This window comes from Kastovskya adunca, assembly GCF_059505785.1.
This window is the reverse complement of sequence record NZ_JCACLG010000001.1, coordinates 64,609-81,304: the sequence shown is the minus strand read 5'-3', so window position 1 is coordinate 81,304 and position 16,696 is coordinate 64,609. Positions and strand designations below refer to the sequence as shown.

Sequence of the window (16,696 nt, the reverse complement as noted above, 5' to 3'; positions counted from 1 at the left end):
GCAGCGTCTAAAAGTCTTCGGATTCCCGGTAGAGTTCCTGAAGCGCTTGTTGTTGAGAGCGACGGGAAAGCCGACGATATTTTTTGCTTTCTAACTTGGGTTCGTTTTGGGTTTGCCCTTTCCCTTTTGTTTTTACTTTCATAGTCGATTCGGGATCGGCTTGGTCGTTCAGCGCTTCTTGCCACGCGATCGCCTCGTCCAACAAATCTAGATAATACTCATAGCGCTCCCAATCTCCCCGCACCGCGCAGTTCGGCTCATCTCGATGGGAGCAATCACTAAACTGACAGCTATCGACTGCTAATCTTGCCCTAGCTTCCGGAAAACATTGGACGACTTCCTCTGGGGAAACATCAAGGTTTGGCTGATTAAAGCCAGGAGTATCTGCCAGCAGTCCCCCATGGGGTAAATCAAACAGTTCAACGTGGCGGGTAGTATGACGCCCTCGGTTGAGTTTACCGGACACTTCGCCGACTCGGATATTGAGATTGGGAATCAGTTGGTTAATTAAACTTGACTTACCAACACCAGAAGGTCCCGCGAGAACGGTAATTTTTTGAGTAAGCTGATTGCTTAGTTTATCTAAACCCGTGAGGGTGTAGAGACTGATAAATACAGGGTCGTAACCCCAGTCATTCAGGCGATTTCTCCAGGCATTTTGCTGCTCTGGCTCTACCAAATCGCTCTTATTCAAACACAAACAAACCTCTAATCCGGTAGACTCTGCCTTCGTGAGAAAGCGGGTAAGTTGATAGGGGTCTAGAGGCGGTTCTGCTAAGGCAAAAACAAGCAGGATTTGATCGGCATTGGCGATAGGGGGACGGTCTAGCTGGGTTTTTCGGGGCAGGACATCAGCGATCGCGCCTCGCCCATCTGCCCAATCTGGTTCTTCCACCACAACGCGATCGCCCACCATTACCCGCTGACCAATTTTTTTCAGACGCGCGCGGCGAGTACAAAGGAGGCGCGGGGGTTGGTCGTCAGTCGTCGGTCGTCCAGTGGAACTCGGCTCAAAATCGCCCCCTTCCTCTTTTACCCCACTCAAGGAGTCCAACTGTACCTGGTAAAAGTTTGCTTGCACGGCGATCACCGTACCCATCAGTGGTGCATCCACGTCAGAGCGCTGCTCAGACCTTGGTGCCGCCTTCATGCCGATGCTACAGGACGCCGTACTTGCAGGGCAAAAAACTCCCTGCGGTCTTCAATTTGCTCGATCGCGTAGCCTTCCATTACTAGACTATCGGGTACCTGCTCAATCGGTTCACCGGGGTCTAGCCACACTTCCAGCAAGGCTCCAGGCGTCATTTGCTCTAGGCGTAATTTTGTCCGCACAAAGTTGATCGGGCAAGGCGTCCCGCGCAAGTCGAGCTGAGCATCAGGCGTCTGGTTGGGCGTTGCTGCGGCGGGCATACTCATCCGCGAAACAGCCCTCCTAAGAACCCTTCCAAACCACCTTTTCCAGTGCGATCGCCTTTAATTTTTGCCAATTTCTCCAACAGTTCTCGTTCTTCTGTTGTCACTCGCGTGGGAATATCAATCAACACCGTAATCAAATGGTCGCCACGGCTGACCGGATTTCCTAACCGAGGAACACCATGATTTTCCAAAGTCAGCACGGTACTTGGTTGTGTTCCTGGCGGAATCAGTAACTCGACTGGGCCATCCACCGTACTCACTTCTAAACGGCATCCTAAAATCGCTTGCAAGTAGCTAATCTTAATTTCCGACAGGATATTAATGCCATCCCGCTGAAATTCTGAGCTTTCCTCAACAAACAAGTAAACATACAAATCTCCCGGCGGGCCGCTGCGTAAACCAGCATCTCCTTCTTTGGAAACTCGCAGGCGGGTACCATTGTCCACACCAGGAGGAACAGTGATTTTCAGCTTTTTAGTTTCTTGCTTGCGACCAGCACCACCACAGGCTTCACACTTATCTTCAATCACCTGTCCTTCCCCATTACAGGTGGGACAGCTAGAGACTTGCGTGAAGCTGCCAAAGGGTGTGCGGGTGGCACGACGAACCTGACCTGTACCGCTACAAGTTGGGCAGGCACGCGGTCGGGTGCCTGGCTTGGCTCCCATACCACTACAAACATTACAGGTTTCTAAGTGGGGAATGCGAATTTCCTTTTCATCCCCGAATACGGCTTCTTTAAATTCCAGCTTCAGGTCAAGCCGTAGGTCATCCCCCCGAACGGGGCCATTCCGTCTGCGAGTTTGTTGACCTGCGCCCCCTGCAAAGCCGCTGAAGAAGCTTTCAAAGATATCGGCAAAGCCCATATCTTCCATGCCACCAAAACCAGCCCCGGCACCGTTAATCCCGGCTTCTCCAAAGCGATCGTAACGATCCCTGGTTTCTGGCTCGGAAAGAACTTCGTAGGCACGGTTAATTTCTTTGAACTGCTCTTCCGCCCCTACTTCCTTGTTGACATCCGGGTGATACTTCCGGGCGAGGCGACGGTAGGCGCGCTTCAGTTCCTCTTTGTCGGCATCACGTGAGACACCGAGAATTTCATAGTAGTCGCGGGCCATAGAGCGCTGGTTTGTTTTAACGATTGAGAGTAATGGTGCTAGGGACTAGGGTAACAGAAACGATTAGGCATTGGAGAAATCACGGAGATTTCCAAGCAGTTAAGCGGGTTGAAGAGCCAAAAATTGCTTTTGTGACTATACTTCTTCCCTCCAATGCCTAAGAGTGCTAGTCTACGGGTTCGTAATCCGCCGCTACTGTGCTGTCTTCATCAAAGTCAAAGTTGAAGTCTTCTTGTTCTTCCTCTGCGGCAGGTTCAGCCTCTTGGTTAAACTCAGCAACGGAAGCATTTTCATCCTCTGGGGCAAATTCTTCTGCTTCAGCACCCTTTGCCGCATTGGCGTAGATAAACCCGCCAATCGCAAACAACGTTTGCTGGAACTCGTCAATTTTTTGTTTGATTTCCTCGACCGCAATCGAGTCATCAGTCATTGCCGCTTGGATTTCCTCCATTTTCTCTGCTGCTTGTACCTGCATTGCTTTGGCTTGCAGATTCTCACGAATCAACTCTCCATTATCTTTTAGAGTCGATTCATAGCTATAGAACAGGCTTTCAGCTTGGTTTTTGAGTTCTACCAGTTCTATACGACGGCGGTCTGATTCAGCATATTTTTCTGCCTCTTGCCGCATCCGTTCCACTTCATTGCTACTGAGTCCACCTGTGTTGGTGATGCGAATGCTTTGCTCTCTGTTTGTGCCTTTATCAGCGGCGGAGACTTTCAAAATACCATTGACATCAATTTCAAAGGCAACTTCGATCTGCGGGACTCCCCTGGGAGCTGGGGGAATACCAGCTAGCAGGAATTTACCCAGGCTCTTGTTGTCTTTTGCCATTGCCCGCTCGCCCTGCAAGACGTGAATTTCTACGGAAGTCTGTCCATCCGTGGCAGTGGAAAATACCTGAGACTTGCTGGTGGGAATAGTCGTGTTACGCTCAATAATTTTTGTAAAGACTTCTCCCAAGGTTTCAATTCCTAAAGATAAGGGAGTGACATCCAGTAGGAGTAAGTCTTCAACTTCGCCACCCAAGACACCGCCTTGAATTGCGGCACCTAAAGCAACGGCTTCGTCTGGGTTAACTGAGCGATCGGGCAATCGCCCTCCAAAGAATTTTTTGATCGCTTCTTGAACGGCCGGAATCCGGGTTGAACCACCAACCAGCAAAATCCGGTCAATATCATCGGCTTTCAAGTCACAATCTTTGAGAGACTGAATCACGGGTTCAATTGTCCCAGAAATCAGCTCGCCAGCAAGTTCTTCAAACTGGGCGCGGGACAGTTCCATCTCTAGGTGCTTCGGCCCTGTTTCATCAGCAGTGATAAAGGGCAAGTTGATGGAGGTACTCCCCATGCTGGAGAGTTCGATTTTGGCTTTCTCCGCTGCTTCTCGCAAGCGCTGGAGTGCCATCTTGTCAGATCCCAAGTCTATGCCATCAGTTTCCGTGAACTTGTCAATCATCCAGCGCACAATAACGTTGTCGAAGTCATCGCCGCCCAAGTGGTTGTTCCCTGAGGTTGCCTTGACTTCAAAAACGCCGTCGCCAAGTTGCAAAACTGAAACGTCAAAGGTACCGCCGCCTAAGTCAAAGACTAAGATGCACTGTTCTTCATCTTGTTTATCTAAGCCATAGGCAAGGGCAGCCGCCGTTGGCTCGTTGATGATGCGTAGCACTTCCAATCCGGCAATGGTTCCGGCATCTTTGGTAGCTTGTCGTTGGGCATCAGTGAAGTAGGCAGGAACCGTGATCACGGCTTGCGTCACGGCTTCTCCGAGAAAGTTTTCTGCATCCTGCTTCAGCTTTTGCAGGATCATGGCAGAAACTTCCTGCGGCGTGAAGTTGCGCCCGCGAATTTGCACATCAACGGTGTCGTCCCGACCTTTGACACAGTTATAGGGGACGCGCGATCGCTCCGTATCTGTGTCCTCCCACCGACGACCAATAAAGCGCTTGATGCTGTACACAGTATTTTCGGCGTTGGTCACTGCCTGCCGCTTTGCCAGCTGACCAACTAAACGATCGCCTGCTTTGCCAAATCCTACGATGCTTGGTGTTGTTCGCCCACCTTCTGAGTTAGGAATGACAAGGGGTTTCCCGCCTTCTAAAACAGCCAAGCAACTGTTGGTTGTGCCCAGGTCGATGCCAATGACTTTTCCCATAGGGCCTCAGCGTAAAGGTTTGTAAAATTTTTAAACTTTTCTGGGAATGGAGACTAGGGATAATTCCCAACTCCTTAAGTAAGAATAGGCGACACCAATAAACTGTCGCTGCCGCCCGTCTATTAAGTTTCTGCTGAGTCGGAATTACTTTCCTCTGAGGTTATCACGGGCTCCTCAGCTGCCGCAACTTTGACCATGGCGTGACGAAGAACGCGATCGCCAATGAAATATCCCCGCATTAGCTGTTCAATTACGGTTCCTTCCGGTTGTTCGCTGGTCGGTTCCCGCATTACCGCTTCATGGAGATTGGGATCAAAAACTTGTCCCTCAGGACGCATGGGAGAAACCCCGATCCGCTTGAGACAGTCTACCAGTTGCTTGTATACGCTCTGGTAGCTTTTATGGATCGTCATCTCGCCTTCGTCTTGCGGTTTAATATGCGATCGCGCCCGCTCAAAATTATCCACAACCGGAAGCAATTCAATAATCGTGGTTCGCTTAATCTGAGCTTCCAAGTCTTCTTTTTCCTTGGCAGTGCGCTTCCGGAAATTATCAAAATCTGCAGCAATTCTGACCGACTGCGTTTTGAAGGCTTCACACTGCCCTGAAAGCTCGTCCATCTTTGCTTTTAGGGCTTCATTTTCCTGTCTTAACGCCTCTTGTTGGCTACGGTCTCCGTCAGATATTAATTCTTCTAGAGGGATTGATGCGGCTGGCATCGTCTCTACTCCGTCTCCCCCCTCAGCCACAGTCGCTTCAGACACAGCTTCTGTAGCTGGCGCTTCCGCACTCTCAAACTGCGACTCTGAATCCGGTTCTATACTCAAGTCCACCTCCATCGCTGCTGTTTCTTCGTCTCCCACTGCGCGATCTTCCCTTGGGGTTTCATCGGCTTGTGAAGCGTTTTCCGGCAGATTTTCTTCTTTGATCATGATCTACTTAATCTTAATCAAGAGACTGCTAGCAATTGCGCTCTCATTTATTTTGTACTCTTAGGCAACCCAATTTCCACTCCGGTATCCTCTAAAGAAGATCTTGAACAATCACTACACCATTAGAGCCGAGATTGTTACTTCCGGTGAATTTGGGTATGCCTGGGCAGAATGCTGATAGTCTGCACCTAGAGCGAACTCCAAAGTGCATTGCACCTACCCTGATGCTGGCATTCTGACATATCTTTACCTCTATGCCGTTCAGCTTTGCATCCCTTAATTAAATTTAACACTTTTGCCGACACCTGCTTCGCTTGTGTCATCCCCAAGACATATTCACGACAGTCGTTGTCCAACACCTCTCTTTTCACCCACAGCCGACAACGGACGAATACTCAAAAAAGCAGGCGATTTTTATAGCCAATTGGCACTTACCCATTTCTTTTTGGGTGCAAACACAAGTTAGTAAAGGCTATTATTGAATGTCAATTCCAACGTTGCTTTAGACCTCACCGAGAGTGTTACTCCCTTAGGACTTGCCCCGAAACCTCGCCAGCAATTTTTTAGCGGATATTTTTAATCGCAGCGTGTTGGCAGATGACCTATCGGATCGGCTCTTGCCTTTCCCCTTTAGGCGATCCAGCGTACTCTAACAAGGTAGAGCCAATTCTTAACCCCGTTCGAGCATCTTTCTTAAAATGTCAGCTAACCCGGAAGCTATCTCTTCTTAGCTTCCGAAATGTAAATTCAGCCACAGCTTTTGGGAATACTTTGTCTAAGAGATATTTTTAGCAAATATGACTCACTCCTCATCACAACGACGCGCCCTTGTTGTCCGCAACGATTTTTCTCCCTTTGGCAACAAGCTGATTCAGTCAGGTTTTGTTGACAACGAACAGATGCAGCAGGCACTGGTGGAAACTCGCAAGTCAGGTAGACCCCTGACAGAAGTGCTTGAATCCATCACCGGACGCCAACTTTCACCTGAGCTGTTGCGTCAGTTCAAAAAGCAGCAGTTATTTGAACTCAAGGTTTTATACGGCGTTGAATCGTTAGATCCGGAAATTAGCGAGATTTCTAATAATCAGGTCAGTCAACTGATTGACACGTTGCTGCCGATTGACATCTGTCGCCGCTATAAATTGGTGCCCTTGTCACAAAACGACACGCAGCCCCCCTCTGTCTTGGTGGCAATGGTTGATCCTGACAATTTAGATGCTCAGGATGACTTAAACCGGATTTTGCGACCCCAGGGAATTACCTTGCAACGAATGGTTATTACCCTGGAAGACTGGAACCAGGTTATTTCTAGGTATCTGGATGAACAACTTCAGAAAGAGGAAGCCGCAAAATTCCAGAAATCTGTAGCCATTGAAGGGGATTTAGAGAATTTAGATGGTCTGGACAGTTTGCAGGATGCGCCCGACGACGCTGATGCCGACCTAGACTCATCTTTAAATGATGCCGCTGGTGCTCCCGTCATCAATCTGGTCAATAAAATTCTCGCCAAAGCCCTCAAAGAAGGGGTTTCAGACATCCACGTTGAACCCCAAGAAGAGTACTTGCGCGTCCGTTTCCGGAAAGATGGGGTGTTACGCCAAGCCTTTGAACCATTACCAAAGAAAATTACCCCGGCGGTTTCAGCTCGCTTCAAAATTATGGCAGAGCTGGATATTGCCGAACGACGCCTGCCCCAAGACGGTAAAATTCGGCGGATGTTTGAGGGTCGGAAAGTTGACTTCCGGGTTAGCACCTTACCTAGCCGCTATGGCGAGAAAGTGGTGCTGCGGATTCTAGATAACTCGGCGACACAGCTCGGATTGGATAAGTTAATTTCCGATCCAGACACCCTGGAAATCGTCAGGGAAATGGCAAGCCGTCCCTTTGGACTCATCCTCGTCACGGGACCAACGGGTTCTGGTAAATCAACTAGCTTGTATTCGGTGCTGGCAGAGCGTAACGATCCAGGGGTGAATATCAGTACAGCAGAAGACCCCATTGAGTATTCGCTAGCAGGAATTACACAGGTGCAGGTTTTGCGGGAAAAAGGCATGGACTTTGCCTCAATTCTGCGTTCTTTCCTGCGGCAAGACCCAGATGTAATTCTTGTCGGTGAGACGCGAGACAAAGAAACCGCCAAGACAGCGATTGAAGCCGCGTTAACCGGTCACTTGGTGTTGACTACGCTGCACACGAACGACGCGGCAGGTGCGATTCCGCGTTTGGATGAAATGGGCGTTGAACCCTTCATGATTTCTGGTGCCCTGCTAGGAGTGTTGGCACAACGCTTGATGCGACGAGTTTGTGCTGAATGTCGCCTTCCTTACCAACCTAGTGCGGCTGAGCTGGCTCGTTTTGGTCTCTCAGTTGCCAGTGAAGGGGAAATTACCTTGTATAAAGCTAATACCCTGCGATCCGACGAAATTAGTACAGCCCGCTCCCAAGGAACACTGTGCCAAAACTGCAATGGTCTTGGTTACAGGGGACGGGTTGGTGTCTATGAGGTGATGCAAATCACTGAGCGGCTACAAGGGTTGATCAGTCAAGGCGCTAGTGCCGAACGCATCAAGGAAGTGGCTGTAGAGGATGGCATGATTACTCTCTTAGCCTATAGCTTAAATTTAGTGCGGCAAGGTCAAACCACCCTCGAAGAAGTGGAACGAGTGACCTTTACGGATTCTGGTTTAGAGGCAGAACTCAAAGCCAAGCGCAAGAGTTCTCTAACCTGTAGCTGTTGTAGTGCTGAGTTACAACCGGAATGGCTAGATTGTCCGTACTGTATGACGCCTCGTTTTTAAGAGTTAGTTTTGGCAGATGAGTCTCTCACAACTGGTTACTGATCGCACTAGTTACTTACCAATCAATTAAAGGAGATGGCTGTTATGGAATTGATGATTGAAGACTTGATGGAGCAACTCATTGAAATGGGTGGTTCTGACATGCACATTCAAGCGGGGGCACCGATTTACTTCCGGATCAGTGGTCACTTGGCTCCTATTGGCGATGACCCGTTGACGCCTCAAGAGTGTCAGCGGCTGATCTTCAGTATGCTCAACAACACTCAGCGTAAGGAGTTGGAGCAAAACTGGGAGCTAGATTGTTCTTATGGAGTCAAGGGCTTGGCTCGCTTTCGGGTCAATGTCTACAAAGAACGGGGCTACTATGCCGCTTGCTTGCGGGCATTGTCTTCAAAAATTCCCAACTTTGACCAGTTAGGACTGCCAGACATTGTTCGGGAAATGAGCGAAAGACCACGGGGATTGGTACTGGTGACGGGGCAAACGGGTTCCGGTAAGACCACCACGATGGCGGCAATGATTGACCTAATTAACCGGACGCGAGCCGAACATGTTCTGACGGTCGAAGACCCGATTGAATATGTGTTTCCTAACGTTAAGAGTTTGATTCACCAACGCCAAAAGGGTGAGGATACAAAAAGCTTTGCCAATGCCCTGAAGGCAGCACTCCGGGAAGACCCTGATGTGATCTTGGTTGGAGAAATGCGAGATTTGGAAACAATTGCTCTAGCCATCTCTGCAGCAGAAACGGGTCACTTGGTTTTTGGCACCCTGCACACGAACTCAGCCGCACAGACGGTTGACCGGATCTTAGATGTCTTCCCGCCCATTCAACAACCACAAATTAGAGCGCAGCTTTCTAGTTCTTTAATTGCTGTCTTCAGTCAATGCTTGGTGTCGAAGAAAAACCCCAAACCGGGTGAATACGGTCGGGTGATGGCACAGGAAATTATGATTGTGACGCCAGCGATCGCTAACTTGATTCGAGAAGGAAAAACCTCTCAAGTTTACTCGGCGATCCAAACCGGGATGAAAATGGGTATGCAGACAATGGAGCAGACGTTGGCCGCCTACGTTAAGGCAGGTCAAATCTCGTTTGAAGCCGCCGTTTCCAAAACCTCCAAACCAGACGAATTACAGCGTATCCTTGGAGGTATGGGCGGAGCAGCCATGACAGCCAGGGCTGGTGCCGCAAAGCCTTAAGGAGTTCAAAATAGCTCAGGGTAGTAGTTTTTTGAGCTACTATCCTGAGCTATAAATTACCAGAACTTTCTTAACTCCACACTGACCAGATAATATTCAAACTCAAAATTCTACATAGGTGAGCAATGCCTACCTTCATCGCTGAAGTTCGGGATGCCAGAGGCAATGTTAAGAAAGAGAAAATTGCTGCCTCGTCTCCTGAACAAGTCCGTTCCATTCTCCAGAATCAGTATCCAACTGTTGGCACGATCAAGAAAACCTTTAGCATTGATCTCGATTTCTCATGGATTGAATCGAGGATAAGTAATGTCACGATCAAAGACAAAGCAATCTTCTCGCGGCAATTTGCCGCCATGGTCAATGCCGGGGTTGCCATGGTCAGATCCCTAGGTGTTTTATCTGAGCAGTGTCCCAATCCCAAACTTAAAAAGGCACTAGTTGCAATCAGTAGCGAAGTGCAGCAAGGAACTAGTCTTTCAGAGGCGATGCGGAAGCATCCTGACTGCTTTGATACCCTCTACATCAGTATGGTGCAGGCAGGGGAAGTTGGTGGTGTTCTTGATGAAGTGCTAAACCGCTTGGCTAAGGTCTTAGAAGATATGGCACGGTTGAAAAACCAAGTCAAATCGGCAATGGCTTACCCAACTGTGGTGGGACTTTTAGCCGTCGTTGTCTTTCTAGCCATGACGATCTTTCTCATTCCCATTTTTGCAGGAATTTTCGAGAGTTTGGGTGGGGAGTTGCCTGCCTTGACTGCGTTTATGGTTTTTCTCAGTGGTGTACTGAGAAGCTGGCGAATTATCATTCCGATTATCGTGATCATTGTTACCTCTATTGCCGTTAGGCAGTACTACAAGACACCAATCGGTCGCGTACAAATTGACGGTTGGCTACTAAAAGCCCCTATCTTTGGCGATCTGAACGAAAAGTCGGCTGTGGCTCGCTTTTGTCGGATTTTTGGGACTTTAACTCGTTCTGGAGTGCCAATCCTCAATTCCTTAGATATTGTCCGTGATACCGCAGGTAATCAGGTAATTGCTAACGCGATAGAAGCCGCAAAGTTAGAAATTCAACAAGGTGGAATGATTAGCCTTGCCCTGCAAAAAGAGAAAGTGTTTCCGGTCATGGCAATTCAGATGATTAGTATTGGAGAGGAGACTGGTGAGTTAGATTCAATGCTGATGAAAGTTGCTGATTTCTACGAAGATGAAGTTGAGCAAGCGGTCAAAGCCCTAACTAGTCTTATTGAACCGCTGATGATGGTTGGTTTAGCGGGGATGGTGGGTGTAATCTTGCTTTCAATGTATCTACCGCTATTCAAGATCTTTGACCAACTGGGTTAAAAATCAGTCTTAGCCGTCGCTTCAAGCGCGGTTATTTTTGGCTTTAGGGCAAAACAAAATCTACCTGTCCCTGTAATCAGTTAAGAGATAACGTGTTTCTAGAACTCCTCTAGTGCCAATTTAATCAGGGTATGGCGAATCCATCTTGTGGTAATGCTTTTTGCCCTGAGGTACTCATGCCAAGTTTGCTTAGTGAACGCTACACTTATAGCCCCTCTAGCCGACGATAAATAAAGATTTTTCCTAACATTCCCTCCTGAGTAAGAGGGACTAGGGGGAAATTAATAATCTGTAGCGTTAGTTAAGCAAAACGGTATAACCTGTGCGGATTTGAGCAAAAATTTGCTTGATTGTCCTAATTTCCCGGAAAAGATGCCTGTTAAGCAATCTAAATATGAAGCGCTACTTGCGGAGTATAGCAATCGCGATTTTGCGATCGCTTTATTGAAAGAACACCGACCCTATCTGGAAATGATTCCCAGTATGCGTCGCCCTGATGAGAGCGTAATTACCATTCCCCTACCTGTGGTAAGAATTCGCTCCCCCAAGTCCTATGAGGGGCACAACAGCAATACAGCAGCCGTTTCAGGAGCTGTTTGCCTCCCCTGTGATATCGCTATTTTGATGTGCGATCCGGAATGGAAAATTAAAATGGGGGTGGAGATTTTTGTCTTCATCCATCGTCCCCAAGAAGATTTTTCTGATTTACTGAGTCGTTGGCGTCAAACTCAGGTTTTGCTCGATAAAGACTACGAATGGTTGATGCCGCTGCGCTATCAACATATTCTCAGTGAAGGCGTTGACCGCATTTATCCCCTATTTGTGGTTTTTCCTGAAACACCGGAACGAATTCAACGGGGATTATTAGGTGCCAGTCTGCCCTTTGTAATCCAGACGGTAGAAACCCCAATAGAAGAGATACCCTCTTCAGAAGAGGGATTAGAGGCGATGGGGTAAAGGGTTTTGAGGGGGAGAAAACTCACCGGATTAACCTCTAACTATCTTTACCTAGTCTCTAATCCCCGTCCTATTTTCCTACTTCACAAACTGGGGCATCACTTCTGCTGCCGTAAATAAGCCGTAGATGCCTCGTTGATGAAGAGATTTCCCAGCTTTGAGATAGCCAAAGGCAGGGCCGCACACGTTTGCTGCCATGCTAGTTTCATCCCCCAGGGTAAAGGTGTGGGTGGAAATTTTGCCCTCAAAGGTACGACCTGTAACTTTAACGTTCGTGCTGAGGGGTTTTTTGGGATTGCGGGTATCGACAACACCGCCGACGGTGACGCGATCGCGTGAAACAATTCCCGCTAGTTCTAGCATAATGTCGTCAGCGTGTTCCATATTCTGCAAACTGATAATGCCCTCAGTTTCATCCAGTAAGGCTTCCACTTCGGCATCGCTCATCGCGCTAGCTTTAGCGACATCATACCCTGGCATATGGGCAATATCTTCCCGAATCGTTGCCCGATAAGCTTCCCAATTAGCAATTCCCACGCCAAAGGTAATGGTGACATTGTGGATTTCCGCGTAGCTTTGTGCCGCTAGTGCGGCGGCGGCTGTCAATAGCCCTGGCGTTGCTCCGCAGCCAGTCATGTAAGTAATCCCAGCGGCTTGGAATTCAGCTTGCAACTCTAGCATCTGCTCAACAGCACTGGTGCGCTTGAGAGCATCGACTAAAACCCCGCGCCAACCTGAGCGAATAAATTGCCGTGCTACAGATGCCATAAAGGTATTGGGCAAATTCGGCAGGGCAAGAAAATAGCCATCAACCTCAGCCTGGGTAATTAAGTCTTCTATACTCTGGTTGCTGAGGACACCATTGGGTTCGAGATAGCCGAGGGAACCTTGAGAGCGGTAAGTCGTGATGCAGGTATCTGGGTTTAAACCTGCCATGTTATAGACATAGCCTTTTTGATCCGCCGCCGCTACCCAGATTGTTTCACGCTTGGGAGCAAGGATTCTGGCAGCCGCTTGCCCCAATCCGCCAAAACCTAGCACGCCGACCCGCAATGGCGTCATTGCAGAAGGATAAGCAGTGGTTGTCTGATGGGGACTGGTGCCAAGATGTTCGCTCATAGTGCCTGACTTTAAATAAAACAGACTTTAATTATCTGGGTTCGTTGGCTCGATAGATCAGCCCAAAGATACACGTAAGCGTAAATTTAACTATATATATTTTTATTAAGTATTAGTTTTCTATAAAAACCATAGCTTGACTGTAGTTAAAAGTTAAGCGAAACTTACATAGAGAATAAGCAGACTCCTTACAAAATACAACTTTTTGTTAATTTAGTGCTCGTATTGATACGATTGCTGGCAGTTAATTAAGCAACAGCCAACCAATCAGACGGCAGTTTATCGGTGCGATCGCACTCCCCTACTGCCATTGCCTCACTGCATAAATCCCTTAGTTGAACATTACGCAGCCGTCAGCCATGAGCATGGAAGCCCTGGAGTTTATCATTTATCCAAATGGTAGAGTACAAGAAAAAGTCACTGGCATCATCGGCAGTTCTTGTGCCGAGGTGACAGCGGCAATCGAAGCTCAGTTAGGGCAAGTCGTCTCTCAGGAAAATACCTCAGAGTATTTTGCTCAACCGCAAAATCAGTCAGTAACAGCGACTAATCAAGCAAGCTTTACTGAATGGTAAGTTTTTTTGTCAAATCCTCAGTTATTTTCTTTAAAAAAAAACGATGTCACACTTCAGCAACATTAAAACTCAAATCCGTAACCTAGAATCTTTGCAATCCGCTTTGACCGATTTAGGAATTGATTGGAAATCGGGTTCTACCCCTGTGCGAGGCTACAAAGGACAAACCCGCAACGCCGAAGTTGCCATTGAACAAGATAATGGCTACGACATCGGTTTTAGCTGGAATGGCAAAGAATACGAATTAGTATCTGATTTGGAATATTGGCAGCAAGCATGGTCTGTTGATGGTTTCCTTAACCGCGTGACTCAGCGCTATGCTTACCACACGGTAATGAATGAAACCGCCAAGCAAGGATTTCAAGTTGCCGAACAGCAACAGACTGAAGATGGTGCGATTCGTCTTGTTGTCCAACGCTGGAGTGCGTAATTGTCATGTCTGATTCATCCCCAATGCCGGATCGTTCAGGTTTAGAGCCGGAACTGGGAGGTATTTTTCGGGATGCCCCAGAACGTTCTGGTCTAGAGCCAGAGCTAGGCGGTATGCTGCGGCAAAAAGGGGTTTATGTGGATGAAATCACCTGCATCGGCTGCAAGCACTGCGCTCATACCGCTCGTAATACCTTTTATATCGAAGAGGATTATGGGAGAGCGCGTGCAGTTCGACAAGACGGCGATCCAGAAGAGATTATTCAAGAAGCGATCGATACTTGTCCAGTTGATTGTATCCAGTGGGTGGATTATACCAAGCTCAGACAATTAGAAGAGGAACGCAAATACCAAGCCATTCCCGTTCCGGGTTATCCCATCGATTCTGCCGTTGTTGCCTCCTTAATTCGCCGGAAGAAGTTAAACAAACGGAAAAAGGGAAAATATTAGCGATCGCGCTTAATCCAAAAGTGGTTCTAAACCACTTTTTTGTAAATAAAATCCTCAATGGCTTACTGCTGTTGAGGGTTTTATTTTAGGGGGTGGTTTTCGTTAAGGATTTTTTCAACTCTCGCTTCATCTACCCTAGCCGTGAGGCGTTTGGATTCATGAATATCTCTGGTTGTTTTTGACATGCTGACCGTTGAGCCGACAGTAAAGGCTAAACCCATACCCATGTAGCCTTTGACCCAGTTATCTACGGGAAGATGCACAATGCCAATGGTCATACCCGCGATGGAAATAACAAAAGACGCCCAAGCTTGAACGACCCAACCTGTACTGTGAACTTGATTGCTCAGTGGTGATTGCATAGCCCCGCTACCTTTTCCAATGATTTGTTCGCATCATATTGGCAGCAATTATCGCTAGTAGGGTCAAGGAGGACAGTTTTATAACTGGGAAATGGCGATCGCTCTGGCAGCAGAATTTGAACAAGCGCGATCGCCAATTGAGGCATTTTTTTAATTCATCCGTTCCAAGAACGTCTCGACCTTACCATCTGGAGCTAAAACCAAACGAATCCTGGGATTTCGTTCGCCTTCAACCGCAGAAACAAACTTTTCTCCAATCAGAGGAATATCCGTGCGGTCTATATAATCTTCTGCTGCTTTACCGCGAGGAATGATGCGTTGAATAGAGCCATCACGATTGAGCAGCAGACTGTACTCCAGAGATTGGGTTAAACCCGTTGGCGGTTCCCAGCGTTGCTGGAAGTAACTTCTCACTTCCGCGACCTGGGGAACGGTGTCAAATAGGCTAGGTTTCTCTTCTGCATCATTGGCAGTAGTAGACTCGGGTTCAGCTAAAGCAGCAGTAGTGCGAGAAATACCAGACGGCGTCACCGAAGGAGTTGCTCGTTGTGCCAGTTCTGTAGGTGGCGTAGGTTGCAGTGGTGGCAAGTTGGGTAAGGATGGTGGTGTTGTCGCTGGGCGGGAGAGGATGGGGCTAGGCGACGAGCGCGACTCTGTACTTCCTGCCGCAGCACGGGGAGCGGCGAGGCTATCAATGGGCGCAGGTTTTAGCAGTGGGCTAGAATTGGGCGCGGGTTGTGGCAGCGCGGCTATCCTACCAGGAGAGGGAGCGGTTTGCTGTCGAGGTAAGGCAGGGATAGTGAGTGCTGGAGTGCCAGAACGAGCCTGACGCGAACTGAGCGCGGCAGAATCGTTAGGGAGTATTGTTAGGGGGCGACTCGGCGGTTGAGTCACAGGCGGAGGAATCGCACCAGGAGCAGGAGAAGGAACCGTCACCGCCGGGGGGGGAGGCAAGATGGGGCGGGTAGCCAGAGGCGATGGCAGCGTCGGTGAGGGAATTGGTGTGATGGGTAGGGGAGACGCTGGCAGAGGCTGCAACTGCTCGAGTGCTGGCGTCTCGCCTAAAGTGGGATCTTGAGTGCTAGCGGTTTCCTGCTGGTAAGGCTGGTCAATAATCTTCACAATAGCCGTGGTGACGCCTACTGCCAATACTGCCCCCGCCGCAATTCTTGCCCAAGCAGGTGGCATTCTCTGACCCGCAGCACCATCAAGGCTCGGCAAGGCAAGCATTTCTGTGGCATATTCATCCAACGCCGTCGCTAAGTCAAATAATTGCACTGCACTTAATCCAACGACGGCTCCTGTTTCCGCTGTTGCCAGAGAACCTAGAAACAGGTCATGAGCTACTAAACCTCTTGGTTGGAGATGAATTTTGGTCGGCAGTGCTAAAACATCTCGATTGGAGGAACCAGGGCTAGGTAAGGCGAGAGTCTGTAAGGATTCTGGCTCTTGTGGTGATTCGTTGGCAAAAATATCCTGTGTCGCTGCCGAAGGCTTCCACAACGGCAGTGCTTCCTGGTGGGGAGAGGGGAGGAGAAAGTTGTGGACGTAGGTATTAACGGTATCGCACAAGGCTTCTAGGGCTATGCGATCGCCCCGAACAGTGACTCGTTGGGTTTCCGACTGTCGCGGGTCGTCAAAGTGCAACTCAAAGCGTAACTGCTTCAAAATTGGTTGCCTTGTCCAACGAGACAAAGGCGAACTTTTTGCCACAATTTCCAGAGTGCAGGTAGGGGGAGTGTAGCGTCGCAGGACTGAGTTAGACAAAGGCATGAGATTAACTAAAGTTTTGCGTTAAGGGCTGGGGGGCTTAACTCCTCACTGTTAAAGCGCCAAGTG

16 protein-coding genes are annotated in these 16,696 nt (G+C 48.7%); 7 read left to right on the top strand and 9 right to left on the bottom strand.

Going from position 1 to position 16,696, the window contains the following annotated elements; translation table 11 throughout:
• Positions 1-7: 7 nt before the first annotated feature.
• From rsgA to grpE, 5 genes are all read right to left on the bottom strand, one after another.
• Positions 8-1,150, bottom strand: a complete 1,143-nt coding sequence (gene rsgA / locus AC5JR3_RS00365) for a small ribosomal subunit biogenesis GTPase RsgA (RefSeq protein ID WP_495841897.1) — start codon at positions 1,148-1,150, stop codon at positions 8-10.
• Positions 1,147-1,416 carry a sulfurtransferase TusA family protein gene (locus tag AC5JR3_RS00360; protein ID WP_495841895.1) on the bottom strand — a complete coding sequence of 90 codons (270 nt, stop codon included), beginning with the start codon at positions 1,414-1,416 and terminating at the stop codon, positions 1,147-1,149. Before AC5JR3_RS00360 ends, rsgA begins: the two co-directional genes overlap by 4 nt.
• Positions 1,413-2,534, bottom strand: a complete 1,122-nt coding sequence (gene dnaJ, locus AC5JR3_RS00355; protein WP_495841893.1) for a molecular chaperone DnaJ — start codon at positions 2,532-2,534, stop codon at positions 1,413-1,415. The genes AC5JR3_RS00360 and dnaJ overlap by 4 nt, the downstream gene beginning before the upstream one ends.
• A 166-nt stretch (positions 2,535-2,700) precedes the next feature.
• Positions 2,701-4,689 (bottom strand): molecular chaperone DnaK, encoded by a 1,989-nt coding sequence (gene dnaK / locus AC5JR3_RS00350; RefSeq protein WP_495841891.1) that lies wholly within the window; start codon positions 4,687-4,689, stop codon positions 2,701-2,703.
• Between the two features lie 122 nt (positions 4,690-4,811).
• Positions 4,812-5,621, bottom strand: a complete 810-nt coding sequence (gene grpE / locus AC5JR3_RS00345; protein WP_495841889.1) for a nucleotide exchange factor GrpE — start codon at positions 5,619-5,621, stop codon at positions 4,812-4,814.
• 797 nt (positions 5,622-6,418) lie between these two features.
• Between grpE and AC5JR3_RS00340 the strand changes: the two genes are divergently transcribed.
• The 4 genes from AC5JR3_RS00340 to AC5JR3_RS00325 all read left to right on the top strand — a co-directional run bounded on the left by AC5JR3_RS00340 (position 6,419) and on the right by AC5JR3_RS00325 (position 11,922).
• On the top strand, positions 6,419-8,419 hold the full coding sequence (locus AC5JR3_RS00340; RefSeq protein ID WP_495841888.1) for a GspE/PulE family protein: 2,001 nt from the start codon (positions 6,419-6,421) through the stop codon (positions 8,417-8,419).
• A 75-nt stretch (positions 8,420-8,494) separates the two neighbouring features.
• Positions 8,495-9,622: a type IV pilus twitching motility protein PilT gene (locus AC5JR3_RS00335; protein WP_495841886.1), complete on the top strand. Its 1,128-nt coding sequence runs from the start codon at positions 8,495-8,497 to the stop codon at positions 9,620-9,622.
• Positions 9,623-9,747: 125 nt separating this feature from the next.
• Positions 9,748-10,965: a type II secretion system F family protein gene (locus AC5JR3_RS00330; protein ID WP_495841884.1), complete on the top strand. Its 1,218-nt coding sequence runs from the start codon at positions 9,748-9,750 to the stop codon at positions 10,963-10,965.
• Positions 10,966-11,337: 372 nt separating this feature from the next.
• Complete coding sequence (locus AC5JR3_RS00325) at positions 11,338-11,922, top strand: hypothetical protein (RefSeq protein WP_495841882.1); 585 nt, start codon at positions 11,338-11,340, stop codon at positions 11,920-11,922.
• Between the two features lie 78 nt (positions 11,923-12,000).
• Here AC5JR3_RS00325 and bioU read toward each other — a convergent pair whose 3' ends face one another.
• The gene (bioU, locus tag AC5JR3_RS00320) at positions 12,001-12,984 is read right to left on the bottom strand and encodes a (S)-8-amino-7-oxononanoate synthase BioU (RefSeq protein ID WP_495841966.1); all 984 of its coding nucleotides are present in this window, start codon (positions 12,982-12,984) and stop codon (positions 12,001-12,003) included.
• Between the two features lie 416 nt (positions 12,985-13,400).
• Here bioU and AC5JR3_RS00315 point away from each other — a divergent pair, with 416 nt between their 5' ends.
• The 3 genes from AC5JR3_RS00315 to AC5JR3_RS00305 are packed head-to-tail and all read left to right on the top strand — an operon-like array spanning position 13,401 to position 14,495.
• Positions 13,401-13,616, top strand: coding sequence for a DUF2997 domain-containing protein (locus AC5JR3_RS00315; protein ID WP_495841880.1), 216 nt, complete (start codon positions 13,401-13,403; stop codon positions 13,614-13,616).
• 43 nt (positions 13,617-13,659) lie between these two features.
• On the top strand, positions 13,660-14,046 hold the full coding sequence (locus AC5JR3_RS00310; RefSeq protein ID WP_495841878.1) for a DUF1257 domain-containing protein: 387 nt from the start codon (positions 13,660-13,662) through the stop codon (positions 14,044-14,046).
• 5 nt (positions 14,047-14,051) lie between these two features.
• A complete protein-coding gene (locus tag AC5JR3_RS00305) occupies positions 14,052-14,495 on the top strand; it encodes a ferredoxin (RefSeq protein ID WP_495841876.1) in 444 nt (147 codons plus the stop codon).
• Positions 14,496-14,575: 80 nt separating this feature from the next.
• On the opposite strand, the gene AC5JR3_RS00300 is transcribed toward AC5JR3_RS00305, so the two are convergent.
• Genes AC5JR3_RS00300 through AC5JR3_RS00290 form a run of 3 tightly spaced genes read right to left on the bottom strand, consistent with a single transcriptional unit; the run spans position 14,576 to position 16,630 of the window.
• Positions 14,576-14,857 (bottom strand): YiaA/YiaB family inner membrane protein, encoded by a 282-nt coding sequence (locus AC5JR3_RS00300; RefSeq protein ID WP_495841874.1) that lies wholly within the window; start codon positions 14,855-14,857, stop codon positions 14,576-14,578.
• Entirely contained in the window at positions 14,842-15,003 is a 162-nt protein-coding gene (locus AC5JR3_RS00295) for a hypothetical protein (RefSeq protein ID WP_495841873.1), read from the bottom strand. The genes AC5JR3_RS00300 and AC5JR3_RS00295 overlap by 16 nt, the downstream gene beginning before the upstream one ends.
• A 4-nt stretch (positions 15,004-15,007) precedes the next feature.
• Positions 15,008-16,630 (bottom strand): DUF4335 domain-containing protein, encoded by a 1,623-nt coding sequence (locus AC5JR3_RS00290; RefSeq protein ID WP_495841872.1) that lies wholly within the window; start codon positions 16,628-16,630, stop codon positions 15,008-15,010.
• Positions 16,631-16,696 lie beyond the last annotated feature (66 nt).

Excerpts from the sequence above, each read along its gene's own strand:
- AC5JR3_RS00330 (WP_495841884.1), top strand. The coding sequence starts at position 9,748 with ATGCCTACCTTCATCGCTGAAGTTCGGGATGCCAGAGGCAATGTTAAG.
- AC5JR3_RS00305 (WP_495841876.1), top strand. The coding sequence starts at position 14,052 with ATGTCTGATTCATCCCCAATGCCGGATCGTTCAGGTTTAGAGCCGGAA.
- dnaJ (WP_495841893.1), bottom strand. The coding sequence starts at position 2,534 with ATGGCCCGCGACTACTATGAAATTCTCGGTGTCTCACGTGATGCCGAC.
- AC5JR3_RS00315 (WP_495841880.1), top strand. The coding sequence starts at position 13,401 with ATGAGCATGGAAGCCCTGGAGTTTATCATTTATCCAAATGGTAGAGTA.
- AC5JR3_RS00300 (WP_495841874.1), bottom strand. The coding sequence starts at position 14,857 with ATGCAATCACCACTGAGCAATCAAGTTCACAGTACAGGTTGGGTCGTT.
- dnaK (WP_495841891.1), bottom strand. The coding sequence starts at position 4,689 with ATGGGAAAAGTCATTGGCATCGACCTGGGCACAACCAACAGTTGCTTG.
- AC5JR3_RS00325 (WP_495841882.1), top strand. The coding sequence starts at position 11,338 with ATGCCTGTTAAGCAATCTAAATATGAAGCGCTACTTGCGGAGTATAGC.
- AC5JR3_RS00310 (WP_495841878.1), top strand. The coding sequence starts at position 13,660 with ATGTCACACTTCAGCAACATTAAAACTCAAATCCGTAACCTAGAATCT.
- AC5JR3_RS00360 (WP_495841895.1), bottom strand. The coding sequence starts at position 1,416 with ATGAGTATGCCCGCCGCAGCAACGCCCAACCAGACGCCTGATGCTCAG.
- AC5JR3_RS00290 (WP_495841872.1), bottom strand. The coding sequence starts at position 16,630 with ATGCCTTTGTCTAACTCAGTCCTGCGACGCTACACTCCCCCTACCTGC.
- rsgA (WP_495841897.1), bottom strand. The coding sequence starts at position 1,150 with ATGAAGGCGGCACCAAGGTCTGAGCAGCGCTCTGACGTGGATGCACCA.
- AC5JR3_RS00340 (WP_495841888.1), top strand. The coding sequence starts at position 6,419 with ATGACTCACTCCTCATCACAACGACGCGCCCTTGTTGTCCGCAACGAT.
- AC5JR3_RS00295 (WP_495841873.1), bottom strand. The coding sequence starts at position 15,003 with ATGCCTCAATTGGCGATCGCGCTTGTTCAAATTCTGCTGCCAGAGCGA.
- bioU (WP_495841966.1), bottom strand. The coding sequence starts at position 12,984 with ATGACGCCATTGCGGGTCGGCGTGCTAGGTTTTGGCGGATTGGGGCAA.
- AC5JR3_RS00335 (WP_495841886.1), top strand. The coding sequence starts at position 8,495 with ATGGCTGTTATGGAATTGATGATTGAAGACTTGATGGAGCAACTCATT.
- grpE (WP_495841889.1), bottom strand. The coding sequence starts at position 5,621 with ATGATCAAAGAAGAAAATCTGCCGGAAAACGCTTCACAAGCCGATGAA.